Origin of the sequence: Microcoleus sp. bin38.metabat.b11b12b14.051, from assembly GCF_013299165.1 — a bacterium.
In the GTDB taxonomy this organism is placed as follows: domain Bacteria; phylum Cyanobacteriota; class Cyanobacteriia; order Cyanobacteriales; family Microcoleaceae; genus Microcoleus.
The window spans coordinates 119,252-144,158 of record NZ_JAAFKD010000018.1 but is presented as its reverse complement, the minus strand read 5'-3'; the positions used below and the strand labels follow the sequence as shown (position 1 = coordinate 144,158).

Below are 24,907 nucleotides of genomic sequence, written 5' to 3'. Positions count from 1 at the left end.
GAACTTTGACCCGCGAGATTGTACACTTCGTCTGGTGCAATTTTTGCCAATACTTGCAAGACGCTGCGAAAATCGTTGAGAGACATTGACTCTAATTTTACTTTGTCTCGGATTTCCAAACGAGCTAGGTTTCGGAAACTCGACATTTGGGCGTCTCTGGAGGTGCCGCAAACTTCATAACCCCGATCGAGCAGCAGTTTTGCTAAATAAGCTCCGTCTTGACCTGATATACCACAAATTAGCGCTTTTTTCATATATTTTTTTTGGCAAAACTCTACCGTAGCTGTTGCTATTTTTCCAGTTGTTTAACTTTTACCATCATAATTTTTATTATTTTTAATATTTGGGATTTTGCGAGGACTAGAGAGGGCGAGTTTAAGTCTTGACAACAAACAAATTTCAGGACTTACGCTCTTGACTACAGAAACCGGTTTTTTTACCCATATTAAGGGTTTGAACCAAAGATTTGGGTGAAAAAACCCGGTTTCTGTCTGCCCGTGCGATCGCCAGCCAGTTAGAGATTGACTCAAAAGTAAAAAAAATCAGCTTTTTTACCTTTTACCTGCTGGCTAATGCCTTCTGGCTTCTGATACTAGGCTTCCCACCGTTGGGCGACCAATTCAGCCAAGTCAACTACGCGCTGACTGTAGCCCCACTCATTGTCGTACCAAGCCAACAACTTCACCATGTCGCCGTCCATCACCAGCGTCAAGCTGGAATCCAGGATCGAAGAAGCATCGTTTCCGCGATAGTCGCAAGACACAAGAGGCAAATCGTTGTACTCCAAAATCCCCTTCATCGAGCCTTCGGCTGCTTCTTTGAAAACTTGATTTACTTGCTCGCTAAAAGTCTTTTTCTCTACCTGAGCCACAAAATCAACTACCGACACATTAGGAGTCGGAACGCGCATCGCGATACCGTTTAACTTACCCTTCAATTCTGGAATCACCAAAGCCACAGCTTGAGCAGCACCAGTAGATGTCGGCACAATATTCATCGCCGCAGCCCGCGCCCGCCGCAAGTCGCGGTGGCTGGCATCCAACAAGCGCTGGTCGCCAGTATAGCTGTGGGTAGTGGTCATCATGCCTTTGACGATGCCAAAATTGTCGTTAAGCACTTTCAGCACGGGAGCTAGACAGTTAGTGGTACAGCTAGCATTGCTGATGACTGTGTAGTCACTGTGCTTGTAGTTGTGGTGGTTGACTCCCATCACATAGGTGCCGACTTCTGGCCCTTTACCGGGAGCAGTAATCAACACTTTTTTAGCGCCGGCAGTGATATGCTTCGATGCACCAGCTTGGTCAACGAAGACGCCTGTTGCTTCAATAATCAGATCAATACCCCAATCTTTCCAAGGCAGGTTGAGCGGATTGCGATCGCTCACGCATTTAACTGTCTTGCCATTGAGAATAATCGAATTTTCATCCGTACTGATGTCCACACCCTTCAACGTTCCCATCATGGAATCGTATCTCAGCAGGTGGGCATTAGTTTTTGGATCGGAAGTGTCATTAATTGCTACTAGCTCTAGCTCACTGTTTTCTCGACCCAGCCAGCAACGCGCAAAACTGCGCCCAATACGCCCAAAACCATTGATCGCGACTCTAATCACCTTGTACCTCCTAACGATGGCAGCCCTTAACTCAGGCTTAAATTTTGGAAAAATTTAAGAATTGACTTCTGACACCAGATCATATCGCAAAGCTCGATCCTTTCTAACTTTTTGTGTTAATCAAAAAAGCTGGAAGTTTTTTATCAGGTAGAAATCGCAAAGCCCAAGGCGTTCAGCTTTGGGCCGCTGGTTGTTGGTAAAGCTGGTGGGCGGCCAGATAACCCCGGACAAGTTCTGGGATGAGGTAGCGGAGGTCGCGATTTTCGGCCGCGAGGTGGCGGATGTGGCTCGATGAAAGATCGATCGCCCTCATCGACAGCACCTCCCAGCGAATCTCCACGCCCAGAAGGGCCATTTGTGCGGCAACTTCGATCCCTACAGCATTTGTCTCAACCTGCATCCTGCGGCCGCCGGCATCGATCGGCACATCCCTCGGACTCTCCCCCCACTCAAACGTCAAGGTTGCCCCGATGTCCCTGCTTGCTTCTGTCTGCCGATCGCCCTGACTCGGACGCGGGCCCACCAACCAGTGGCACAACCTACCGATTTCGGCGGAGCGGTGCCATTTGGGAATAGTTTTGAAAGCATCGCTGCCAATAATCCAGTGCAACCGATCGCCTGGATACATTTGTTGCAAGTACAGTAAAGTGTCGATCGCAAAGGAACTGACTGACTGATTTGCCTCTGGTGGCGCAATTTGGAAGTCAGGGCGATCGGCGATCGCCAGAGCCAGCATTGCCCGCCGCTGCTGGAAACTTGCCAAATCCGGGCGGCTCTTGTGAGGAGGAACGCGATCGGGCACCCAAATGACTCGATCGATCCCAAATTGACTCACCGCCGTCTCGGCCATCAACAAATGCCCGCAGTGAACCGGATCGAAAGTCCCCCCCAAAATCGCTATTTTTTCCATACAAAGTGGTAGTCTTGGTAAATCTTTGTGGGTTTCACCCCACATCGGGCGTAAAAATATCGTGGGGAATACGCTGCGGTATCCCAGCACAGCAAGGGGATGGAAAAAAATCATACAGGAATATGCGATCGCCCAAAATCAGTCTGTTGCCCCAGACCCCAAACCCCATCCTCTCTAACCTGCAATTTTATAGTTGTGACCGTTCCGGAAATCGACTCGGTACTAAGTCAATAGAAATAGTGGGTAGAAACCCCGTCCTTAAAGGACGGCTTTACTCTTCGAGCTAACAATTTTACAGAATAATTGCTAAAATGTGAGCTATGACACAGAAAGCCTTCAAGTACCGTTTCTATCCAACTCAGTCGCAGGAAACCTTGCTGCGGAGAACGATGGGCTGTACTCGTCTTGTCTACAACCGTGCTTTGGCTGTCAGAACCGAAGCTTGGTATAACGACAAGAAACGAGTCGGCTACAGCGATACCTCGGCAATGTTGACGGAATGGAAGAAAGAAGAGGGACTCGACTTTCTGAATAAAGTTAGCTGTGTTCCATTGCAGCAAGGATTGCGACATCTCCAAAAGGCGTTCTCTAATTTTTTTGAAGGTAGGGCGCAGTATCCCAACTTCAAAAAGAAGCGGAATGGGGGAAGCGCAGAGTTTACCAAGTCTGCGTTTAAATTCAAAGATGGTCAAGTCTACTTGGCTAAGTGTTTTGAACCACTCAAGATCCGCTGGAGTCGAGCATTGCCCTCTAGGGCGATTCCTTCCAGCGTCACGGTAAAGCTATCGTCCGCTGGTAGATGGACAATATCTTTGTTGGTGGATATTGCAATTGATCCATTGCCAAAATCTCCGAATCAAGTTGGGATTGATTTGGGTATCACAAGCTTAATTGCTCTCTCCACGGGCGAAAAAATTGCTAACCCCAAAGGCTTTGGAGCAAAACGCGCTCAACTCAAAAAAGCTCAGAAAGCCTTGAGCCGTAAGCAGAAAGGGTCTAAAAACCGATACAAAGCCTGGATTAAAGTCGCTAAAGTCCATGGAAAAATTAGCGATGCCAGAAAAGATTTCCTTCACAAGTTGACAACTCGATTGGTGCGTGAAAACCAAACCATCGCCGTCGAGGATTTGGCTGTGAAGAATATGGTCAAGAATCGGAAGCTGTCCCTTTCTATCAGTGATGCGAGTTGGCGTGAATTGGTCAGACAACTTGAATACAAGTGCGAGTGGTACGATCGCACTCTGATTAAGATTGACCGATGGTTTCCGAGTTCTAAGCGATGCGGGCCTTGCGGTCACATTGTAGAAAAGTTGCCTTTGAACATCCGTGAATGGGATTGCCCGCAGTGTGGAACGCACCACGATCGAGATATCAATGCGGCTCAGAATATTCTTGCCGCAGGGCTTGCGGTGAAAGTCTGTGGAGCGAACGTAAGACCGGATAGGCATAAGTCTGATGGCAGTTGCTTTGAAGCAGAAAGTTCCAAGAAGTGATTCTTGGAATCCCCGCACCTTTTAGGTCGGGGAGGATGTCAAATAGGATACAAGACAAACCTCTCTACAAATCCCGAAATTTAGGGAAGCGCAGAGTATTGTGTACAAAAATCTATAGCGAACTGTATCCTGAAAAAATAATTCTTGATATAATATCGCGTGTTATTGGCGTGGCGTGGTGTGTGAGGAGCGAAGATGCCGAGTTCTGTTGATTTCAGCGGGAGACCATTTCATTTCATCGGCATTGGTGGGATTGGAATGTCAGCCCTTGCCTACATTCTAGCGAAACGCAAGTTGCCTGTGTACGGCTCCGACATTAAATCGAGTCATATAACCGAGCGCTTGCAAGAAATGGGAGCTCACATTTTTTGGCATCAAGATGCCAGCAATTTTGAAGTATTTCAAACGACGGTCAACGGTAGCAGTCCCGATCGCGGGGCGCCGGAAAAAGCCGCATCCTCGGCAGTCGCTGGTACGGTAGGAACTTCCGTGGCGACAGCCGCAGCTCTGCAATTGAACGGCAACGGTTCGGGCGCTACGGCAACTTCGGGATTGCCTCAAGTTGTATGCTCGACGGCAATTCACCCGGCAAATGCCGAATATCGAGCTGCTTTAGATTTGGGCTGTCCGATTTTTCATCGCTCGGATGTGTTGGCAGCCTTAATTCAAGATTACCAAAGCATAGCTGTAGCGGGGACTCACGGCAAAACTACTACTAGCAGCTTAATCGGCTTCATGCTGATGGCAGCAGGTCTAGACCCGACGATCGTAGTAGGAGGCGAGGTAAATGCTTGGGAAGGCAATGCTCGTTTAGGGGAAGGCCCTTACTTAGTTGCCGAGGCTGATGAATCCGACGGTTCTCTCGTCAACCTGATAGCCAAAATTGGCATAGTGACGAATGTGGAACTGGATCATCCAGACCATTACGATACGCTAGACCAGGTAATAGACACATTTAAGGTGTTTGCCCAAAACTGTCAAACTTTGGTCGGCTGCATAGATGACGAAATTGTCAAAGACTGCCTTGCTCCCAATGTCAGCTACAGCTTGCATCCCGAAAGCAATGCTGATTACACGGCCTCGGGGGTAGAGTACGGAGCCGAAAGTACCAAGGCTGCAATTTCGGAGCGAGGAACTTTGCTCGGGGAAATGGAGTTGAAATTGCTGGGGAAACACAATCTCAGCAATGCACTAGCTGCGGTAGCAGTGGGTCGATTGTTAGGGTTGGAGTTTTCGGCGATCGCCAAAGCGATTGCCGGGTTTGAAGGCGCTCGCCGCCGTTTTGAGGTACGGGGCTTTCAGAATGACATCTTGTTTGTGGACGATTACGCCCACCACCCTAGCGAAATTCGCGTTACCTTGGCCGCTGCTCGCTTGCGGATCGAAGGTAGCGAAAAGAATTCCAAATCTCGAAGAGTAGTTGCTATTTTTCAACCGCACCGTTATAGCCGGACTCTGACATTTTTGCCAGAATTTGCTCAATCTTTTGGGGATGCAGATTTGGTTGTAACTTGCGATATTTATAGTGCTGGGGAACCCAATTCAGGAGAGATTACCGGGCAGCAGGTTGCTGATTTGATTGCTAAAGAAGGCCGAGACGTTGAGTTTTGCCCTTCCCTAGAGTCTGTCACCAAGTTTTTAACCGAAAACCTTCAACCGGGAGATTTGGCTTTGTTTTTGGGCGCAGGCAATCTGAATCAGATTATTCCAGAGGTTATGGCTTTCTACCAACAAGCCGATCGCCCGGATTAGATCGCCTTTGGGACTGAGTGCCGAGTCGATCGAGATAACGGCGGTGCAGATTGTACCGATACTTTTGTTCGGCTAATTGTCCGTTCGACCGGCACAACCACAGGTAAATGAATTTTCAACCAAGTCTGGAATAGAAGATATTTTTAAGGATTTTCAAGATGGTGACTATCTCGAATGACTCCTCTGTTAAGGAAAATCGGCGAGTGTATTCTCCTGTTTCTTTGTGGGGAACTGATTGTAAAATTAACTCTCAAGTTGCGCTGGCGGGGCTGACTTCCTTCCGAGTCGGTGGCCCGGCCCAGTGGTACGTTGCTCCCCGCAGCATGGAGGCTTTGCAAGCTAGTTTTGCCTGGGCACACGATGAGGGGGTACCGGTGACTCTGCTGGGTGCTGGTTCTAATTTGTTGGTGAGCGATCGGGGTTTACCCGGGTTGGTTGTCGCCACTCGCTACCTCAAACAGGTAAATTTTCATGCAGAAACAGGTCAAGTTACAGCCGGGGCGGGAGAGTCAATTCCCCGCCTTGCTTGGTTGGCTGCCAAACGAGGCTGGAAAGGTCTAGAATGGGCAGTCGGCATACCGGGCACCGTCGGAGGGGCTGTGGTGATGAATGCAGGGGCTCACAGGGGCTGTGCTGCTGATATTCTGGTCAACGCTCGCCTGCTATCTCCTAATGGTAAGGTGGAAATTCTCACACCAAAAGATTTAGGATATCGTTACCGGACTTCGGTGCTGCAAGGGGGCGATCGCCTGGTAACAGAAGCGACGTTCCAGTTGCAGCCGGGATTCGATCGATCGCAAGTCATGGCAGAAACTAACAACAATTTCAGCCAGCGGCGGACGAGTCAACCTTACCACCTGCCTAGCTGCGGCTCAGTCTTCCGCAACCCCAGCCCGAAGGCGGCGGGTTGGCTGATCGAACAAGCGGGACTCAAGGGATATCAGATCGGCGGCGCACAAGTAGCCCAGCGCCATGCTAATTTTATTCTTAACTGCGGGTCAGCAACGGCTAATGATATTTTTCAAGTGATCCGCCACGTTCAACAGCAAGTCGAGCAGCGGTGGTCGCTGTTGTTGGAGCCAGAAGTTAGAATACTAGGAGAGTTTCCCTCCTAAGGCATCATTGAAGTAATGCGGCAACGGCAGACTGTCAGCCCACACACCACCACAAAGTAACTGTCAGTAACTCAGCCCTTTAGGGACTGAGCTTGTAAGAGAAATCGAGCAAGCTGTACTGACCAGACCCCTCGATCGCGAGGAGCCGTTATTTAGGTCACGACACCGGAGAATGCGACGCCAGTTTTTCGCTCTGTCATCTGCAATTAAACAGTTTTAAAGTCACTGAAACAGTGTTGCAGGTCTAACAAGCCTTTATAACCAGGTCGAGGCCAACATTACCCCGCAAGGGAGAAAGGAGACCACAAGATCTCCATTGGAGGGGCAACCATACCCCTCCAACCCCGCAAGGGGGTTCACGGGGACTAAAGTCCCCCGGGTCGTTTCCCTCTCGGGACTAAAGTCGCCGAGTTTCCCACTTACCGTATTTCTTTTTATGACAAAATCAGGACAAGGATTTGGCTTCGGCCTGGGTAAAATGAAAGAACTGACTGAAGCTTTCAAAAAAGCTCAGCAGGTTCAAGAAGGAGCTAAAAAGCTTCAAGAAGAGTTGGATGTAATGGAAATTGAGGGAACAGCCGGCGGCGGCTTGGTTAAGGTTTTTCTCAGCGGGAACCAAGAACCCCGCCGCGTGGAAATTTCCCCCGATGCGATCGGTGAAGGTGCTGATGTGGTTTCTGAACTCGTCACTGTGGCGATGCTGGATGCTTACACTAAGTCTACGGCAACGATGCGGGAGAAAATGGAAGAACTCACCGGTGGACTCAATCTCCCCGGTTTCGGTTAATCTGTTGACTGTTGACTGTTGTTAGTTGACAGTCAACAGTTAACTGTTGACTGTTGACTGTTGACTGTTAACAAATAACAAATAACAAATAACAAATAACAAATAACAAATAACAAATAACAAATAACTAATGACTAAATTATTGTTTGTCTGCCTCGGAAATATCTGCCGATCGCCCTCAGCAGAAAATATTATGAATCACTTAATCAAAAAAGCTGGTTTGGGCGATCGCATCACCTGCGATTCAGCGGGAACTGGTGGCTATCACATTGGCAGCCCACCTGATAGCCGCATGGCTTTGGCAGCAAAGAAGCGCAAGATTGAATTGCTAGGCGAAGCCCGCCAATTTCAGAGGCAAGATTTTGAAAATTTTGATTTGATTCTGGCGATGGATAAAGACAATTATCGCAATATTCTTGCTGTTGATACTGCGGGAAAATATAAAGATAAAGTGCGCTTGATGTGCGAGTTTTGCCGAGCGCACGACTTGAAGGAAGTTCCCGATCCTTACTACGGTGGCCCAGAGGGATTTGATCGAGTAATTGATTTATTGCTGGATGCTTGCGAGGGTTTGTTGGAGTATGTCAAGTAGTCAGTTGTTATTGGTTATTGGTTATTGGTTATTGGTTGATCAAAATAATCCATGCCCGATGCCCGATGCCCTATGCCCAATTCCCAATTACCAATTACCAATTACCGACCAAATGGTGTTCCATCGCAAAACGCACGAGTTCTGCGCGGTTGTTGCTTTCAGTTTTTCTGAACAAGCTACTGACGTGCTTTTCGATGGTTCGGTGGCTAAGGTGAAGCCGATCGCCGATTTGAATATTAGAAAGACCTTCTGTCAGCAAATCTAGCACTTCTTGCTCTCGCTGCGTCAAAGTCGGAGCATCGCGGCTGCCAAATGCACGCGCTAAGGAGCTATCCCGTAGGGAATCCCCAGTTTCTGGCTTTTGAGTTGAAAAATCCGCTTCAGGCTTGTCATTGGTGATGATTCCTGCCTCTGCTGGCATCGGTTTGAGTTCGGGGGAACGAGACGGTGATTGAGCAATTAGAGCGTAGCGATCGAGCAAAGAGCGAATTACCGCCCCCAATTCCGGGAGATCAAAAGGCTTAGCCAGATAATTGTCGCACCCCATCTGATAGCCGCGAATCCGTTCCTGCGTGCTCGTCCGTTCCGTCAAAAAAATCACCGGTAGCAAGCGGAAAGCGGGACGAGTCCGAACTCGGCGTACAAATTCGTAGCCATCCATCTCGGGCATTGTAATGTCGGTGACAATCAGATGGGGCTGATATTCCTCTACCAAGCCTAAAGCTTCTTTGCCGTTCTCAGCAGCGATTACAGAGTATCCAGTAATTTCCAGATAGTCGGTAATCGACAAGCGCGTCGCGAAATCGTCGTCAGCAACCAGAATCGTCAAGGGCATGGGCGGACATTAAAAATTAAACATGAAAAATTAAAAGTGAAATTAGTCACTTTTAATTTTTAATTCTACTGTTTAATTCTCTTGATAAGTTGCAGTTAAAGTACCAGGCTGCGCTAATGTTCCCTGCAAAGCTACGCCACGCCCATTGGCGGCCAAATGCCGCAGAGTTTTGTAAATTGTCTCGATTTGCTCTGGCTTTCCTGCTTTTTTGGCTATTTCTGCTACAGACAGAGGTGTTTGAGTATTTTTGATCGCTTCCAATACCAGTTGCTGCAACTCCAACACAGCAGCGGCCGCTTTTTTGCCTGCTTCGACCCCTGGTTGGTGATACGCATTGACATTCACCAAGGAACCGTAAAAACCTACGGCTCTTTCATAGAGGGCGATTAAGGCTCCTACTGTCCGAGGGTTGACTTGGGGAATTGTGACGGTGATTGAATCTCGGTGATTTTCGTACAAAGCTTGTCGAGTTCCCTGCAACAAACCAGATAAATAATCTCCCGAGGTGACGCCTGTTTCTACTTCAGCAGAAATGCCTTGTCTGTCTTCCAAAACTTCGATAAATGTTAGGAAGAAATTCGGCACGCCTTCTCGTAGTTGCTGGACGTAGGCGTGTTGGTCGGTGCTACCTTTGTTGCCGTAGACTGCTATTCCTTGATAAACTGTTTTGCCGTCTAAATCTTTTTCTTTGCCGATCGACTCCATGACTAGCTGCTGCAAATAGCGGCTGAACAATAGTAGGGAATCTTTGTAAGGCAAAACTACCATGTCTTTCTCGCCGCGTCCGTTGCACGCAACATACCAGGACATGGCTAAAAGGGCGGCGGGATTGTTTTTAATGTCGGGAATTCTGGTAGCTTCGTCCATGACTTTAGCGCCATCGAGCATCGCTCGAATGTCGATTCCTTGTAAAGCTGCTGGCAAAAGTCCTACTGCTGAGAGTTCCGAAGTGCGTCCTCCCACCCAGTCTGACATGGGGAAGCTGGTAATCCAGCCTTGTGATTTGGCTAATTTGTCTAGTTGGCTGTCTGTGCCGGTGATGGCAATTGCCTGTTTGGCAAAGTCGAGTTTTTGGGCTGCGAAGGCTTTTTGAACTTCGATCATGCCGTTGCGGGGTTCGGGGGTGCCGCCGGATTTGGAAATAGTAATTACTAAGGTGCTGCTGAGTTTGTCTTTGATTTTGTTGAGGATGCGATCGATCCCAGCGGGATCTGTGTTGTCGATAAAATGAATTGCTAGGGGCGGAATGTCTGGAGATAAGGCTTCGGCGACGAATTGAGGGCCGAGGGCAGAACCGCCAATGCCGATCGAGATAATATCGGTAAATTGCGGAGCAAATGGCGGTTTAATATCGCGGTTTTGAACTTTCTTGACAAATTCTTCTACTTGTGATATGCCTGCGACTATTTCTTGTTTTAATTCTGGAGTGGGAGCTAAATCGGGGTTTCGCAGCCAGTAGTGACCAACCATGCGGTGTTCGTCGGGATTGGCGATCGCACCTGCTTCCAAAGCTGTCATGTCTTTGAAAGCTTTGTCAAATTTGGGCTTCAGTGCTGTTAGCGCATCGTTGTCGAATCCCATGCGGCTGATATCGAGATAAAGTCCCAATCCCTGGTGATAGTAAAGCCAGTCTTGATAGCGTTGCCAGAGTGCTGCGGCGTCCATATAAATTCTCTACGATTCTTATAATGTTCGATCGGGCTAGTCGGGAATCAACCAATTGTAGTTTAAAACGATGTTATGGATGGCTTTTGCAGAATCCCAATAAATTTAAGCATTAGTCGTCTGAAGGCGGAAGGCTGCGACAGGCAGAAGGTTGCGGCATAATTAAGGAATAAAAAAGTGACTTGCGCGACAGTCTTAGTAGGTCGATCGCCCATTAGTGGCAAAGCCCCATAGATAGAGCAAAAGTCAAGCGGCAACGACAGATAGTTCTATACCAGTTCCAACAAAGAACGCCACTGCACAGCAGTGCTGCAAACCATAGTAGTCATCAGGCATTATCAATCTAAAATCGTTCGACGCTCGCGAAGTCGAAGTCTAAAATCGTTCGACTGAGCGAAGTCGAAGTCTAAAATCGTTCGACGCTCGCGAAGTCGAAGTCTAAAATCCTATGAGTTTTGTCAGGGTGCGGCTTTGGGTTCTGGTTTCACAACAGTTAAATTCTGGCAAGTCCGTTGAAAATAGGCATTGCAGTCTGGTTAAATATACTTTTTGTCATAGTCAGTCTCAATACCCATGATTCCAAAGCGATGGGATAGCAGAGGGAACTAATCTCAAGCCCCTGCAATTGCTTCACTTACTTTCGCAATGACAATCGCGCAACTAATTTGCCGAAACAGAGAGCGATCGATCATCGGCTAAAAATACAACTAACAACTATGAATTAGCGAAAGAGTAGTAGAATATACAGATATTAGAATTAAAGTGCGATCCACTATGCTTACTCTATCACCCGAATTAAAAGAAAGATTAGCAACTCCGCTGAAAATCGGCGACTTTGAAGTCAAAAGTCGCGTCCTGCAATCGCCCTTATCCGGCGTCACCGATTTGGTATTTCGCCGCCTGGTGCGTCGCTACGCCCCAGATTCAATGATGTACACCGAAATGGTGAATGCTACGGGTTTGCACTACGTGAAGCAACTACCGCGAATTATGGAAATCGATCCAAATGAGCGCCCGATTAGCATTCAATTGTTTGACTGTCGGCCGAATTTCTTGGCAGAAGCGGCGCAGAAAGCTGTGGCAGAAGGAGCGGATACAGTTGATATTAATATGGGCTGTCCCGTCAACAAAATCACTAAAAACGGCGGCGGTTCTTCTCTGCTGCGAGATCCCGAAAATGCCGAGGCAATTGTGCGGGCGGTTGTGGAAGCTGTAGATGTTCCTGTGACAGTGAAAACTCGCATCGGTTGGAGTGACAAAGAAATTAATATTTTGGAATTTGCCAAGCGGATGGAGGATGCGGGAGCAAAAATGATTACCATCCACGGCCGCACGCGATCGCAAGGTTACACCGGCCCGGCAAAATGGGAATGGATTCGTCGCGTTAAGGAAGTTTTATCGATTCCTGTGATTGGTAACGGAGACATTTTTTCAGTGGAAGCAGCGGTGCGCTGTCTCGAAGAAACTGGCGCTGACGGAGTGATGTGCTCGCGGGGAACTTTGGGCTATCCATTCATGGTGGGAGAAGTCGATTATTTCTTGAAAACTGGTGTAGAAAAGATACCTCCGACACCAATTGAACTCCTGGAATGTGCTAAGGAACATCTGCGGGCTCTGTGGGAATATAAAGGTGAAAGCGGTGTCACTCAAGCGCGCAAGCACTTAACCTGGTATGCTAAGGGCTTCCCCGGTGCTGCGGAATTGCGGGGTGTGTTGGCTGTGGTAGAAACGGTTGAGCAAGGTTGCAATTTGATCGATCGCGCGATCGAGCAATTGCCCGCATAAACCTTACCCGCAGATGTCAACCAGCGGGTTGCAGAAACAAAACCCGCCTCTGTCGGCTAAGATTTAAGACACAGTTAGAAATTTGTGTGTAGGGGAAAGCATGGACTCATTAAAAGGACGAGATTTATTAAGTCTGGCAGATTTAAGTATTGACGAATTAAATTATTTGCTGGATCTCGCAACCAGTTTAAAATCGGGAATGGTGAAGCTGAAACGCAATAAAGTTCTCGGCTTATTATTTTCCAAAGCTTCGACAAGAACTCGGGTGAGTTTTACGGTGGCAATGTATAAATTAGGAGGGCAAGTTATTGACCTCAATCCTAACGTTACGCAAGTCAGCCGTGGTGAACCATTGGTCGATACAGCAAGGGTTTTAGACCGATATTTAGACATTTTGGCAATTCGGACTTTCGAGCAAAAGGATTTAGTAACTTTTGCCAATTATGCCAAAATCCCTGTGATTAATGCGCTGACAGATGACGAACATCCATGTCAAGTATTGGCGGATTTGATGACAGTAAAAGAGTGTTTCGGTAAGCTAGAAGGACTGACATTAACTTATTTTGGTGACGGCAATAACATGGCTAATTCGCTAATGTTGGGCTGTGCAATGATGGGAATGAATGTCAGAATTGCTTGTCCTCAAGATTTCCTGCCAAATCCTGAGATTGTCGAAAAAGCTAAGGCGATTGCTAATGGACAAACAGAAGTTACTGTGACTGCTGATGCGGAAGCTGCTGCTAAGAATACTCAAGTAATTTATACTGATGTTTGGGCAAGTATGGGACAGGAAGAGGAAGCTAAACTCAGGATTCCTTTGTTTGAACCTTATCAGGTAAACGAAAAACTCGTAGAGATGGCGGATAAAAATGCGATTGTACTGCATTGTTTGCCGGCACACCGAGATGAAGAGATTACCGATGCGGTGATTGAAGGTTCGCGATCGCGCGTTTGGGATCAAGCGGAAAATCGGATGCACGCCCAGCAAGCTTTGCTAGCCAGCATTCTCGAAAGCGATTAGGAATTAGGAATTAGGTTCGTAGTGAGGACTTTAGTCCTTCCGCCAGGGGTTAAAACCCCTGGCTCAAAGCTTAAGTCGGTTAAAACCGACTGCAATTATTGTATTAGTTTGATAGTGGTTGTCAATTTGATATAATTGGTGGCAGCATTTCTTGAATTGCGATATTAAAATCTGGAAATTGTAGCGGTGAAATGTTCGCAGTTTCCCCAAGAATGACTTCGCTTTGATATCGATCATCAGCGGGTTCCCGAAAAACGTGTAGTTGTCTATCATTTACATTTAATACCCAATAATCGGCAATTCCCGATCGCGCGTAGATTTTGGCCTTGATTTCGCGATCGTAAGCTAAGCTGCTGTCTGCCACTTCGATAATTAGATATACTTCTGAGGGAGTCGGATGGTGAGTGGCGTAGTCAAAGGGATCGATTCTGACTAAGGTGATATCCGGTTCGGGTTCGGAATTGTCATCAAGGGCGATCGGATCTTGAGTATAGACAGCAGCCAGGTTTTCGAGAAGATCGCGCAGCAGCGTCGAAGTGCGTCTAGTGGCAGAAGTATGGGCAGTTCCTTTTGCACTCATTCTGATAATATTTCCTGAAATTAATTCGACTCGTTCCTCTGGGTGAAAAAATCCCATTTCTCCCAGCTTGCGATATTCTTTTACTGTCCATTTACGGAGCGTGAAAGGGGCTTCTGTTATTAGCATAGCTTCACCAGAAAAATCACAATTTGATGCAGGATAATTTGATTATAGCTTGGGATTATAGTTTAATACAAGGAAAATTGGAGAAGACTCGGCGGTTGAAACCGCGTCTACACAGACAAAACCCGCACTTCGACAAGCTCAGCGACCACCTCCGCGGGTTGAAGAAAAGATGACAATTTAGGAGGTAATGTGGGCAGAGAAAACTCGGCGGTTGAAACCGCGTCTACACAAACGAAGTCCGCCTCCGCGGACTGAAGAAAAGATTACAATTCAGTCTGTAAGGTGGGCGGCGCCCACCCTACAGACTGATTAAGAGGCTGCGAAATTCACTTTTGTGACTTCACCGGCGACAACATTAACTATTTGTTGAATTTGACTTCCGTCAACTTTCAACTGATAGGAACCGGGCGAAAGCTCGATCGCCCCAAACCATCCTTTACCATCCGCGCGCAGTTGGCGCACATTGCCACCAGCATTAATCGCCTGTAATGTCAAGCTCGCACCGTCGCAAGTACGCGCGGCGAAGCTATCCCGTAGGGAATCGCACCGTTGGAAATTTCCGGCGATCGCCCCAGCAGTCGGCCGCGACTTCCAAGGCATATCAGGAACCTTTGCTGGCAAAGTCCACACCGGCTGAGTTTGAATAGTTCTGCCCGTCGCAGCGTCAACGTATTGACTCGGTTGCGACAGCGCGCTGTAAAACAAATCGTTGGTTTGCGGAACGTATTTCCAAGGCTGGCGGGGCAAATCTCCGCTACCACCCGATCGCAGTTCACCGTTTGTGTAAATATTGCTGCTAGCGTAGGAATACAAAACCGTACCCGCAACGTTATTTCCTTTGGCTGAAGGCGCTTCAGCGCGGCGGATTTGGGCGAGGGTGTCTTCGATGTAGTTGAGGTAATTGCCAGGGCCGATCGCGATTTGGCGGTTGTACTGGTGGTCTTTAGCGTACTCGATCCAGTGGTTGTAACCCAGCTTTTGCTGCGGCTTGTACTCACGCTGGTAAGTCATCGGCATCGCCATATCGAGAATACCTTCTTCCAACCAAGCGCGCCAATCCTGCAATACTTCTTGGTACGGTTGCGTTTTATACCAGCCTGCATCGTTAGCTGGGCCGTCTCCCCAGGCGATCGTCGCTGCGGTAATTTTAACGCGCGGTTTAATCGCCATCGCTTCTACATAAAGCTTCCGCACTAAATTTGTCACTTGATCGCGCCGCCACTGCATCCACAGCGGATCGCTGGCTGACGGTTTGCCCGATCGACCGTTTTGTTGGTTGAAACGGGCGATCGAAGTAGGATTGTAGCCCCAATTCGGCCCGCCGTAGCGCACGTAATCCAACTGTACGCCGTCCACATCGTAGCGCTTCAACAAGTCCAAATAGACGGAAACAGTATAATCTAGCGCGTCTGGATTGCCTGGATCGAGGAAACCCTTTGCTTCGCCACCCGAAGTCAGCATTGCCCAATTGTCCTTTCCTGGGGCATTAGGCCCATGTTCTTGCCAAATGTGATTTGCGGGAAGTTTGCCACCGGAAACTACTGGTAGCGTCACCATCCAAGCGTGTACTTCTATACCTGCGGCGTGAGCTTTGTCAATCAAATCTTGGAGGGGATCGAAACCTGCTGGAACATTGGGATCGGTGGTGCGGGGTTCGATCGTACTTGTGTAAAAGGCATCGCCACGGCGGCGGACTTGGGCGACGATCGCGTTAGCATTGGCTTTCTGGGCGTCTGCAATCAACTTGGTGACTTCTTGAGGCGTTTTGAAACCGGGGTTGAAGGCATCCACCCAGAAGGCGCGAAATTCGCTGGTTCGGGTTTGTTGTGGGGGCATAATGGCGATCGCCCGTGAAGGGAAAAAGTTTGATAACCAACCGGGAGTCAGCAGAAAACTGATTGTTAAGCCGATCGAGAATAAGCTTGACAAAAAGAATGTTTTGGTCTTTCGCATGAGGAATGTGTGAGAGAGCGTTTAACTGTCCTTTACGGACATTTGGTTTGAGCGTCCGCTTGACATTTTCGCACATTAGTGCAAGTTTGGACGAAAATAGACTGAACTGGCGATCGAACTTTTCTCAACAAATGATAGCACCGCACTTTCAAACCCTAATCATTCCTGCTGACAGCCAAACAACAGCAAAAAATTTACTCAATAAAATAGATTTATTCCGGTTAGAAGCAACCCAGAAGTTGCAGCAAAGCCAGAGGGGAGAAAAGGGACAATTTTTAACACCTTGCTCTGTGGCAATTTTGATGGCTGGAATGTTTGAATTTAATTGTTCTGATATATCGCTTTTAGATGCAGGTGCAGGTATTGGCTCCCTATTAGCCGCAGTTGTTTGCGAGCTTTGCCAACGCCCAAACAAACCACGAAGCCTGCACATTATAGCCTATGAAATAGACATTATTTTGAGTGATTACCTCAAGAAAACTTTAGAGTTATGCAGAATTGAATGTCAGAACTCCGGCATATTTTTCACCAGTGAAATTCGTGAAGTAGATTTCATCAAAGACGCGGCGGATATGTTGCATCCCAATTTATTTACACAGTCTGTAAAACTAGAATTCACAAATGCAATTATCAATCCTCCCTACGCCAAAATAGATGCTAAATCCCAAGTCAGAACATTGCTGCGTGCTATAGGAGTAGAAACCAGCAATCTCTACGCTGGATTCACCATTGCAGCAGCTAAACTGCTCAAACCAAACGGTGAATTAGTTTCGATAACTCCCCGCAGCTTTTGCAACGGTTTATACTTTCGAGATTTCCGCCAAGTCTTCCTGCAAATGATGGCTTTACGCCAAATACACATCTTTGAATCCAGACAGGAAATATTTCGCGATGATGCGGTGCTGCAAGAAACTATTATTATGCGAGCTACCCAACAAATAGAAAAGCCAGATACTGTACTTATAACTTCCAGCAATATTGCTGAGGACGACTTAATTTTATCTCATAATTTACGATATGCTGATGTCGTTAACCCCAAAGATTCCGACCAATTCATTCGGATTCTACCGGATTCAGTCAGCCAGCAAGTAGTCGAGCAAATGGCTCAATTCACTTGTAATCTACAAGAATTAGGCTTAACAGTCTCCACCGGAAAAGTTGTAGATTTTCGCGTTCGCTCTGATTTGCGGTTAGAACTAGAAAACAATACAGTTCCGCTGATTTATCCAGCACACTTCTCGGCTGGCGGCGTTGAATATCCGACAGCAACCAGAAAGCATCAAGCTTTAGCTGTTACGGAAAAAACTGCTCCACAGCTAGTAGCTAACGAACATTATGTTTTGACCAAGCGCTTCTCATCCAAGGAAGAGAAAAAGCGAATTGTTGCCGTTGTCTGGGATGGCAATAAAATTAATAGTTCTAGCGTTGGTTTTGAGAACCATTTAAATTATTTTCACCAACAAGGACGCGGATTAAACCTCACTCTCGCGCGGGGATTGGCAGTTTATCTAAATTCGAGCTTGATCGATGATTTTTTTCGACTTTTTAATGGAAACACTCAAGTTAATGCTACTGATTTGCGTAATTTGAAGTATCCTAGTTTAAAACAACTATTTCTACTTGGTGCTGAAATAGGAGAAATATTTCCTACACAACGAGAGATTGATCAACTTGTCGAGAGACAACTGCTGAAGGTGACAAATCCATTAGAAAATAGCCCGATGACAATCAAAAACCGTATCGATGAATCTTTAGAAATACTTGCAACGCTGGGTTTTCCAAAAGGTCAGCTTAACGAACGTTCAGCCTTAACTCTTCTGGCTTTGCTTGACATCAAGCCAAAGGATACTTGGGAATCGGCAAAATCTCCACTTTTGGGAATCACACCAATTATGGAATTTATGAAGCAGGAGTACGGTAAAAAATATGCAGCAAATACGCGGGAAAGTGTGCGCCGCCAGACTGTGCATCAGTTTCTTGATGCAGGTTTAATTGTTGTTAATCCTGACAGTCCCGAACGTCCGGTGAACAGTCCCAAAACAGCATATCGGATAGAAGACAGTGCTTTGGAACTGCTACGAACTTATGAAAGTTCTGACTGGGAGAAGAATGTTCGTGCTTACCTCGCATCCGTCGAAACGCTCAAAAAACGATATGCACAAGAGCGAGAAATGGCGCGAATTCCAATTACAATTGAAGGCGAGATTAAAACTCTTTCACCAGGGGGACACAACGTTTTAATTGCCAAAATTATTAGTGAGTTTGCGACTCGGTTTACTCCTGCTGGTAGGCTGCTTTATGTCGGAGATACCGATGAAAAGTTTGCTCATTTCAACGAACCATCGTTAACTGCACTAGGCGTTACAGTTGATGCTCACGGTAAGATGCCAGATGTAATTATTCACTTTACTGAAAGAAACTGGTTGGTGTTGATTGAAGCTGTTACTTCTCACGGCCCGATTAATCCCAAACGCAAAACTGAGCTTGAGAATCTTTTTAGAAGTTCGACAGTACCTTTGGTGATGGTGACAGCTTTCCTCAGCCGCAAGGCAATGGCGGAATATCTATCTGATATTTCCTGGGAAACCGATGTCTGGGTAGCAGAAGAAGCTACTCACCTGATTCATTTTAACGGACAACATCTGTTGCAAGCTTATTCAAAAGATGAAAATATTTGTGAGTCAGAATGATGCTAAAACAGATTAGACCTCTTGCAAAAATACTTAGGAACGGGCAAGATGCCCGTTCCACAAAATATTTTTTTCTGTGGAACGGGCATCTTGCCCGTTCCAAAAGTTGATTAAAAAGACTTTTGCAAAAAATATATTGTTTATATGGCTAGCGCTGTCATCACGATCGCAAATATAAGAATTACACATTTCCGATAAAGAAACCGGGTTTTTACCAATTGTACTCGCCCGAATGAAATATTTTGCTAAAAAACCCGGTTTCTCGCTACTCGTGCGTCCAAAACTAATATACTGTGATGCGAGTGGTTGCGTTGACCGGAAATTGTCGATCGCACTCAGTAAACCAAATCAGTAAATTAGATCAGTAGTTAGCCCAAATATGTCTGCAATGGAAAAAAAACAGATCGATGGATTGTGGGTCTCTGTATTGTACTTCGCTCAGGGTCTCCCGTACACCGTCGTTAATTTAATGTCGGTGATTTTTTTGAAAGGGATGGGAACCAGCAACGAGATGATCGGATTGACAAGTTTGTTGTCTTTTCCCTGGGTATTAAAAGGTTTGTGGGGCCCCGTCGTTGATATGTATTCCACTAAACGCAAGTGGATTTTAACAACAGAAATTATTTCTATTTTTTTGTTTGCTTTGCTGGCTTTTGGCGTATTGACGCCGGAGCCTGTTATTCTATCACTTGTGATATTTACGGCGATCGCCTTTGTGTCCGCTACTCACGACATCGCCATTGATGGATTTTACTTAAACGTTCTCAATAAAGACAAACAAGCCCTATTTGTCGGCGTTCGCAACACCGCCTACAGGGGCGCAGTCATTGCTGGCAGCGGTTTATTGGTATTTTTAGCAGGGAAAATAGCAGAACAGCATTTAGTCACAGGAACCGCTGGCGATACAAAGGTATATCAGGACATTCAGTTGTCACTTTTGGGCTCGTCTTTTAGCGTGTCTGCGCTGAAATATGGCTGGGCGACAGCCTTTGGGATTTGTGCCATTCTATTTGTACTGATTTATCTGTTCCAGCGCTGGTATCTTCCCTATCCTAGAAATTATGCTGTCGAAGATGGCGCGCCACAGCGGACAACCAGCTTTTTTGAGTCATTTAAAACCTATTTCCAGCAAGATAAGATTGGTTGGATTGTAACTTATGTTTTGATTTTTCGGTTGGGCGATGCCTTGACATTTAAAATGGCTGCCCCTTTTTTAATGGATAAAGTTGAGAAGGGGGGATTAGCAGTTTCTACGTCGGATATGGGATTGCTATCGGGTACTATCGGCGTGATTTTCCTGTTAATCGGAGGGTTGCTGGGCGGCTATTTGATTGCAACACAAGGATTGAAAAAATGGATGTGGCCGACGGCAATTCTGCAAAATTCGACTAACGTCTTATATTGGATGTTGGCAATCAATCAACCGGGGATTCAATGGGCTTATGTTGTAAATTCGATCGAGCAATTTACTTACGGACTTGGTGTAGCTGCCTATACAGTGTTTTTGATGCGGACTGTCCGCCCTGAATACGAAGCATCACACTATGCGATTACAACGGCTTTTATGGCCGCCGGAGTGCTGATTCCAGGCGTTTTTAGTGGCTATTTACAGACTGATTTGGGCTATCAAAATTATTTTTTGTTCAGTTCACTGGCTGTGATTCCGGGTATGTTGACGATTTTCTTTTTGCCGCTAGAAGATGAGCAAAAATTAGTATCTATGCCCAGACCCGGACTCGATGATTTCGATTAATATACAGCAAGATTGCAGATTGAATTAGGATACTCGATAAATAAGGACACAACAAATGTTGTGTCCCTACCGAATATCTGTATTGTAACTGCCAACTAAATCACAATAAAATCGCTGGCTGTTAGCGGGCTCCTTCGGAGACCGGGAATACTGGCAAGAGCTTGACCGTTACTTGCAAGTTCGATGGTTGTAGAAATATCCCCTTGAGTGATTTTCAGTTGGTTGAAGGTCAAACCTTTGCTTAAACCGATTAAATCTTGACCCTGTTGAAAGTCTAAAATTGTGTCGGGGCCAGCGCCCGTTGCTAACACTAATACGTCGCGTCCAGCGCCGCTAATTATCAGGTCTGCACCCAGTCCTCCAATCAGCGTGTCGTCTCCTTCTCCACCGTTCAAAACGTCATCTCCTTTGCCGCCATATAGCAGGTCGTTGCCGGCGCTACCGCTGATGTTATCCATGCCACCGTTGCCGCTGAGAGTGTCGTTTCCGCCATTGCCAATGATAATATCGTCTCCGCCCAAACCTGAGGCTGTATTGTTGGCATCGTCCCCTACTAATTTGTTAGAGCGAGACGGATCTAGAGCAGCTTTTATTGCTACCACGTTGCCGAGAAAAGAGCTTCCCGGAGAGGTTCTTAATTGCTCTAAACTGCTGCGCGTTCGCAGCGCTGTTCCCTGACCTGGCAGTGCGTAGTCTAAGCCTGCTAACAGCTCTAAATAATCGGAGTCGGTGAAAGTGAAATCCGGGCGGTTTAACTGGTCTACAGAGATATCTGTTTTAGTCAAACCGGGAGGAGGAGAGCTTAATAAACCAGCTTGTGTGTGCTTGTCTAAGACAAGTAACGGGTTGATAATAGGGCTTGTATATGTTTCCAACATTACTTTTCCGGGAATGAAAGCTTCTCCTCCCAAGCTGACAAAATCGCCGCTAACTATGTAGTGAGTTACATTTTTACCTGCGCCGGCTTTTTGCTTAAATGTATTGACGCTACTCTGAGCGATTCCGGGAGAATTGAAGGTGACAATATCTCCGACAGTAGATGTGAATTCGGTGGCTGCTAGCTGGGTTAAAGCACCGCCCAAGCTGTGTCCGAGTAGGTCTGGTGGCAGGCGGCGGGGGTTTTTTGTTGCGTCTTGACTGATTTGTGTCAGCCAAGTTCCTAAGGCTTGTTTGTTGGCTTCAAATTGGTTGAAACCGACGCCGCGCCTGTCTCCATTGGCAGCATCGTCTACGATCGAGTCGGTGCCGCGAAATACTAATACGGGCGGTTTGTCTGGGGTGGTGGAAATTAAGCCGATCGCGTGAAACCCAGTTAGCGGATCGTCAAAAGTGCGATCGATCTGGTAACCAGCAGCAGCCAAACCACTTTGAACTAAAGTTTGAAACTGAGGGTTGTTATCTTGGTAAACAAGTTGCTTGGCTATGGTTTCGTAAGCGGCGGGAGAGGAGGGCATATTCTTATTTTTTCCTGTCGTATGATTGGGATTGGCTTTTAAAGCTAGTCAATTCATTTTACAGTAAACTCCGCTTATTAACAAGATTAAATTATCCTATTTTTAGATAGTAAAATTCTTAATAAGTAGGCTTTATGAAGCGGATTTAGCAACATAAGATACTCGCTGTAAATATTTTTATGAGCAAAAGTCGCTTTTTTTTAGCAAGCAATAAGAATCGGCTGAAAGACTCCTCCTTCTATCGGCAAATCAAACAAAAATATTGACTATTTTAATCCTCTTGCTTTTAAGGATAAGTAGCTGTTAACTGTCAACTGCTTTCGGAGTCAACTGTCAACTGTCAACTGTCAACTGTCAACTGCTTTTCTGCCAACTGCCAATTGTCAAAATACCTAATTTCAGGCTACTAAAGCTGCACAAAATCCGGTCGGGTAATGTCGCTCGCCACTAAGCCTCTAAGAGTAGCAAGAATTTCACCAGTAACCGGGATAGTAATTAAAGCTCCGTCAGCACCTTGGCTGACTCTAATTTGAGCAAAAGTTAGACCCCGCGATAATGCAATTAAATCTTCACCTTTTGTAAAATCGGCAATCACATCTGCTCCGCCGCCGGATTCCAAGACAAATCGATCGCGCCCCGCGCCGCCAATTAAAAAATCGTTGCCAAACTCGCCGGAAAGCAAATCGTTGCCCTCGCCGCCCTCCAAATAATCGTTATCTCTGCCGCCGTACAAGAAGTCGTCGCCAGGGCCGCCGATGATGCTGTCATTATCTCGATTGCCTCTGAGAGTATCGTTGCCGGCATTGCCGATAATCGTATCTTCTCCACGGCCGCCGGTAGCAGTATTGTTGCGAGCATCGCCTAATAAATAATTCGGTTGCAAGGGAGCTAAACCGAATTGCATTTGTCTGATTAAGTCCACAAAAGAAAATTCTGGTGCTGTTCTCAAACTCTCTGCACCTCCTCGGTATCTAATGGCGACTGACACGTTGGGCAGTGGCAAATTTAGCGCCGCGATAAATTCGTTAAAATCTGAGTCGTTATTGGTGTAGGCAAAGGCGGGACTGTTTAAGTCTTCTAGGGAAATTTGTCTTTGGACAAAATCTGGGGGCGGAGTTGTTAATAAATTTTCGGTTCGATGTTTTGCCAAAACCGTTAAGGGATTAATGCTCGGGTCAATAAAACTTTGAAGAAATACTTTTCCCTGTATAAATGCTTCGCCAAACAAGCTGACGATATCTCCGCTGACAATGTAGTGACTGACATTTTTGTTGCCGGCTCTGCTGAGGTTTCTCCTAAAATTGTTGGCGATGCTTGCTGACACTCCGGGAGAGTTGAATGTAAAGATATCGCCGGTAATTGATGTGTATTCTGTGGCTACGATTTGAGCGATCGCTCCGCCCCAACTGTGGCCCACGACATCGGGCAATAATTTGCTGGGGTTTTTAGCTGTATCTTGACCGATTTGTGTCAGCCAGTTTTTGATACTATCTTTGTTGTTTTCAAATTCCGGCAGGCCAATGTCCGGGGAGTCGGAAAACGTAGCGTCGCCGTCGATGAAGTCTGTACCTCGAAATACCAGGACTGGCGGTTGTTTGGGATCGGAGGAACCGAAGCCGATCGCGTAAAAGCCTGTTTCTTGGTCGTCGAATACGCGATCTATATAGTAGCCGTTAGTATCCAGGAACCGCAAAACTTGATTTTGGGCGCTTGGCTTTTGATTCAAAAAAACAATTGACTTAGCTAGAGCTTCATAAACGGCAGGCGATGCACTCATAATATTTTATTTTGTGTTTGTTGGTATTGGCGGTCGCTCTGGTTTTGAGCTAATTTGGCACTGCCAGCAATTATAACTGACCAGATTTGTATGGTACACTTGATAATATCTACTCAAGAATCATTTTTTTGCGGTTATGGCTATCATTCGTCAATACATTGCTCCATTTATAGCGATATTAGTATTTTTGGCGGCTCTGGTAGCAGTCAGCGCTCGCATCTTTTTGCCGGCTGACATGGCTGCCCCAGCACCGATTGAGGAAGCGATCCCCCAAAAGCAAGCGGCAGCAGTGAATCCGATTTTCTTGGGGCTAAATTATTCCCCTCTCCGTGTCCGCTAAACGGATGTCAGCCCAGATATTACCGGGCTACTGGCTGCGATCGGGTTCTGGGCTCGATCGCGCAAAACTGCTAAAGTTCCTGCACCATACTTACCGAGAGCTTTACCCGGATCGCGAATTGGGACATTTGGCTCAAACTGTCGAGCAGTATTTTTCTAATCAGACGCCGCTTTGGTGGGTAGAGTGCCTGAAAAACAGCCCGAAAGAGGGAGAAAGTTTTTCCGGGCTGCCCTCGCAGTCGGCAAATCCCAAATCTGTTGTGGGATGTTTGTGGTTGGGAAATGCGATCGACCAAACTACTGGAGAACGCCACGGCCATATTTTTCTGCTCTACATAGCACCGGAACATCGCCGTCAAGGACTCGGTGCAGCTTTAGTTATTCAGGCAGAAAATTGGGCGCGTTCAAGGGGCGATCGGCAAATTGGTTTGCAAGTTTTTTTGAGCAATCAGCCGGCGATGAATCTCTATCAAAAATTAGGCTATGAGAGTCATTCTGTGTGGATGATCAAATCTCTTTGAAAAACAACAGCTATTTGTTTGCAGTCAAAACTAGAGTTCGGATTCATCTAAATTATGATGGCTCTTCGTCCTGCAGGGCGAACAAGAGGAGGACTTGAGTCTTGAATCGGAATGCTTTTATTGCCCGGAATGCTAATTTATATTGAC

General features: G+C 46.6%; 20 protein-coding genes. 11 read left to right on the top strand and 9 right to left on the bottom strand.

What is annotated here, in order from left to right; all coding sequences use genetic code 11:
* The 3 genes from QZW47_RS19625 to nadD all read right to left on the bottom strand — a co-directional run.
* Window positions 1-254, bottom strand: a 254-nt coding sequence (locus QZW47_RS19625) for a GDP-mannose 4,6-dehydratase (protein ID WP_293130066.1), incomplete at its 3' end; no start/stop codon positions are given.
* 338 nt (window positions 255-592) lie between these two features.
* Entirely contained in the window at window positions 593-1,612 is a 1,020-nt protein-coding gene (locus tag QZW47_RS19620) for a type I glyceraldehyde-3-phosphate dehydrogenase (RefSeq protein ID WP_293130063.1), read from the bottom strand.
* A 172-nt stretch (window positions 1,613-1,784) separates the two neighbouring features.
* The gene (gene nadD / locus QZW47_RS19615; protein ID WP_293130060.1) at window positions 1,785-2,636 is read right to left on the bottom strand and encodes a nicotinate (nicotinamide) nucleotide adenylyltransferase; all 852 of its coding nucleotides are present in this window, start codon (window positions 2,634-2,636) and stop codon (window positions 1,785-1,787) included.
* 206 nt (window positions 2,637-2,842) lie between these two features.
* Between nadD and QZW47_RS19610 the strand changes: the two genes are divergently transcribed.
* The 5 genes from QZW47_RS19610 to QZW47_RS19590 all read left to right on the top strand — a co-directional run bounded on the left by QZW47_RS19610 (window position 2,843) and on the right by QZW47_RS19590 (window position 8,261).
* Window positions 2,843-4,015: an RNA-guided endonuclease TnpB family protein gene (locus QZW47_RS19610; protein ID WP_293130058.1), complete on the top strand. Its 1,173-nt coding sequence runs from the start codon at window positions 2,843-2,845 to the stop codon at window positions 4,013-4,015.
* Window positions 4,016-4,210: 195 nt separating this feature from the next.
* On the top strand, window positions 4,211-5,767 hold the full coding sequence (gene murC / locus QZW47_RS19605; protein WP_293130055.1) for a UDP-N-acetylmuramate--L-alanine ligase: 1,557 nt from the start codon (window positions 4,211-4,213) through the stop codon (window positions 5,765-5,767).
* 158 nt (window positions 5,768-5,925) lie between these two features.
* Entirely contained in the window at window positions 5,926-6,882 is a 957-nt protein-coding gene (gene murB / locus QZW47_RS19600) for a UDP-N-acetylmuramate dehydrogenase (protein ID WP_293130052.1), read from the top strand.
* A gap of 436 nt (window positions 6,883-7,318) precedes the next feature.
* Entirely contained in the window at window positions 7,319-7,669 is a 351-nt protein-coding gene (locus QZW47_RS19595) for a YbaB/EbfC family nucleoid-associated protein (protein WP_293130049.1), read from the top strand.
* Window positions 7,670-7,799: 130 nt separating this feature from the next.
* A complete protein-coding gene (locus tag QZW47_RS19590) occupies window positions 7,800-8,261 on the top strand; it encodes a low molecular weight protein-tyrosine-phosphatase (protein WP_293130046.1) in 462 nt (153 codons plus the stop codon).
* A 94-nt stretch (window positions 8,262-8,355) separates the two neighbouring features.
* Here the strand turns inward: QZW47_RS19590 and QZW47_RS19585 are convergent, their stop codons facing one another.
* Entirely contained in the window at window positions 8,356-9,096 is a 741-nt protein-coding gene (locus QZW47_RS19585) for a response regulator transcription factor (protein ID WP_293130043.1), read from the bottom strand.
* Between the two features lie 72 nt (window positions 9,097-9,168).
* Window positions 9,169-10,761 carry a glucose-6-phosphate isomerase gene (locus QZW47_RS19580; protein ID WP_293130040.1) on the bottom strand — a complete coding sequence of 531 codons (1,593 nt, stop codon included), beginning with the start codon at window positions 10,759-10,761 and terminating at the stop codon, window positions 9,169-9,171.
* Window positions 10,762-11,535: 774 nt separating this feature from the next.
* Here QZW47_RS19580 and dusB point away from each other — a divergent pair.
* Together dusB and argF are read left to right on the top strand one after the other, a co-directional pair.
* The gene (gene dusB, locus QZW47_RS19575) at window positions 11,536-12,546 is read left to right on the top strand and encodes a tRNA dihydrouridine synthase DusB (RefSeq protein WP_293130037.1); all 1,011 of its coding nucleotides are present in this window, start codon (window positions 11,536-11,538) and stop codon (window positions 12,544-12,546) included.
* Window positions 12,547-12,646: 100 nt separating this feature from the next.
* The gene (argF, locus tag QZW47_RS19570; protein WP_293130034.1) at window positions 12,647-13,567 is read left to right on the top strand and encodes an ornithine carbamoyltransferase; all 921 of its coding nucleotides are present in this window, start codon (window positions 12,647-12,649) and stop codon (window positions 13,565-13,567) included.
* A gap of 121 nt (window positions 13,568-13,688) precedes the next feature.
* On the opposite strand, the gene QZW47_RS19565 is transcribed toward argF, so the two are convergent.
* Together QZW47_RS19565 and QZW47_RS19560 are read right to left on the bottom strand one after the other, a co-directional pair.
* Window positions 13,689-14,273, bottom strand: coding sequence for a Uma2 family endonuclease (locus QZW47_RS19565; protein ID WP_293130031.1), 585 nt, complete (start codon window positions 14,271-14,273; stop codon window positions 13,689-13,691).
* 309 nt (window positions 14,274-14,582) lie between these two features.
* On the bottom strand, window positions 14,583-16,202 hold the full coding sequence (locus QZW47_RS19560) for a family 10 glycosylhydrolase (protein WP_293130028.1): 1,620 nt from the start codon (window positions 16,200-16,202) through the stop codon (window positions 14,583-14,585).
* A gap of 110 nt (window positions 16,203-16,312) precedes the next feature.
* Between QZW47_RS19560 and QZW47_RS19555 the strand changes: the two genes are divergently transcribed.
* Both QZW47_RS19555 and QZW47_RS19550 read left to right on the top strand, forming a co-directional pair.
* A complete protein-coding gene (locus tag QZW47_RS19555) occupies window positions 16,313-18,916 on the top strand; it encodes a BsuBI/PstI family type II restriction endonuclease (RefSeq protein ID WP_293130025.1) in 2,604 nt (867 codons plus the stop codon).
* Window positions 18,917-19,304: 388 nt separating this feature from the next.
* Window positions 19,305-20,669, top strand: a complete 1,365-nt coding sequence (locus QZW47_RS19550) for an MFS transporter (protein WP_293130022.1) — start codon at window positions 19,305-19,307, stop codon at window positions 20,667-20,669.
* A 95-nt stretch (window positions 20,670-20,764) separates the two neighbouring features.
* Here the strand turns inward: QZW47_RS19550 and QZW47_RS19545 are convergent, their stop codons facing one another.
* Both QZW47_RS19545 and QZW47_RS19540 read right to left on the bottom strand, forming a co-directional pair.
* The gene (locus QZW47_RS19545; RefSeq protein WP_293130019.1) at window positions 20,765-22,123 is read right to left on the bottom strand and encodes a calcium-binding protein; all 1,359 of its coding nucleotides are present in this window, start codon (window positions 22,121-22,123) and stop codon (window positions 20,765-20,767) included.
* Window positions 22,124-22,529: 406 nt separating this feature from the next.
* Window positions 22,530-23,900, bottom strand: a complete 1,371-nt coding sequence (locus QZW47_RS19540; protein ID WP_293130016.1) for a calcium-binding protein — start codon at window positions 23,898-23,900, stop codon at window positions 22,530-22,532.
* Window positions 23,901-24,036: 136 nt separating this feature from the next.
* On the opposite strand from QZW47_RS19540, the gene QZW47_RS19535 reads away from it, so the two are divergent.
* A complete protein-coding gene (locus QZW47_RS19535) occupies window positions 24,037-24,240 on the top strand; it encodes a hypothetical protein (RefSeq protein ID WP_293130013.1) in 204 nt (67 codons plus the stop codon).
* A gap of 4 nt (window positions 24,241-24,244) precedes the next feature.
* Window positions 24,245-24,760, top strand: a complete 516-nt coding sequence (locus tag QZW47_RS19530) for an N-acetyltransferase (protein ID WP_293130010.1) — start codon at window positions 24,245-24,247, stop codon at window positions 24,758-24,760.
* Window positions 24,761-24,907 lie beyond the last annotated feature (147 nt).

Bases quoted from the DNA above. Each gene is read 5' to 3' on its own strand.
- QZW47_RS19545 (WP_293130019.1), bottom strand. From the start codon at position 22,123: ATGCCCTCCTCTCCCGCCGCTTACGAAACCATAGCCAAGCAACTTGTT.
- QZW47_RS19550 (WP_293130022.1), top strand. From the start codon at position 19,305: ATGGAAAAAAAACAGATCGATGGATTGTGGGTCTCTGTATTGTACTTC.
- dusB (WP_293130037.1), top strand. From the start codon at position 11,536: ATGCTTACTCTATCACCCGAATTAAAAGAAAGATTAGCAACTCCGCTG.
- argF (WP_293130034.1), top strand. From the start codon at position 12,647: ATGGACTCATTAAAAGGACGAGATTTATTAAGTCTGGCAGATTTAAGT.
- QZW47_RS19530 (WP_293130010.1), top strand. From the start codon at position 24,245: ATGTCAGCCCAGATATTACCGGGCTACTGGCTGCGATCGGGTTCTGGG.
- QZW47_RS19535 (WP_293130013.1), top strand. From the start codon at position 24,037: ATGGCTATCATTCGTCAATACATTGCTCCATTTATAGCGATATTAGTA.
- QZW47_RS19590 (WP_293130046.1), top strand. From the start codon at position 7,800: ATGACTAAATTATTGTTTGTCTGCCTCGGAAATATCTGCCGATCGCCC.
- QZW47_RS19565 (WP_293130031.1), bottom strand. From the start codon at position 14,273: ATGCTAATAACAGAAGCCCCTTTCACGCTCCGTAAATGGACAGTAAAA.
- murB (WP_293130052.1), top strand. From the start codon at position 5,926: ATGGTGACTATCTCGAATGACTCCTCTGTTAAGGAAAATCGGCGAGTG.
- QZW47_RS19580 (WP_293130040.1), bottom strand. From the start codon at position 10,761: ATGGACGCCGCAGCACTCTGGCAACGCTATCAAGACTGGCTTTACTAT.
- QZW47_RS19595 (WP_293130049.1), top strand. From the start codon at position 7,319: ATGACAAAATCAGGACAAGGATTTGGCTTCGGCCTGGGTAAAATGAAA.
- QZW47_RS19585 (WP_293130043.1), bottom strand. From the start codon at position 9,096: ATGCCCTTGACGATTCTGGTTGCTGACGACGATTTCGCGACGCGCTTG.
- QZW47_RS19540 (WP_293130016.1), bottom strand. From the start codon at position 23,900: ATGAGTGCATCGCCTGCCGTTTATGAAGCTCTAGCTAAGTCAATTGTT.
- nadD (WP_293130060.1), bottom strand. From the start codon at position 2,636: ATGATTTTTTTCCATCCCCTTGCTGTGCTGGGATACCGCAGCGTATTC.
- QZW47_RS19610 (WP_293130058.1), top strand. From the start codon at position 2,843: ATGACACAGAAAGCCTTCAAGTACCGTTTCTATCCAACTCAGTCGCAG.
- murC (WP_293130055.1), top strand. From the start codon at position 4,211: ATGCCGAGTTCTGTTGATTTCAGCGGGAGACCATTTCATTTCATCGGC.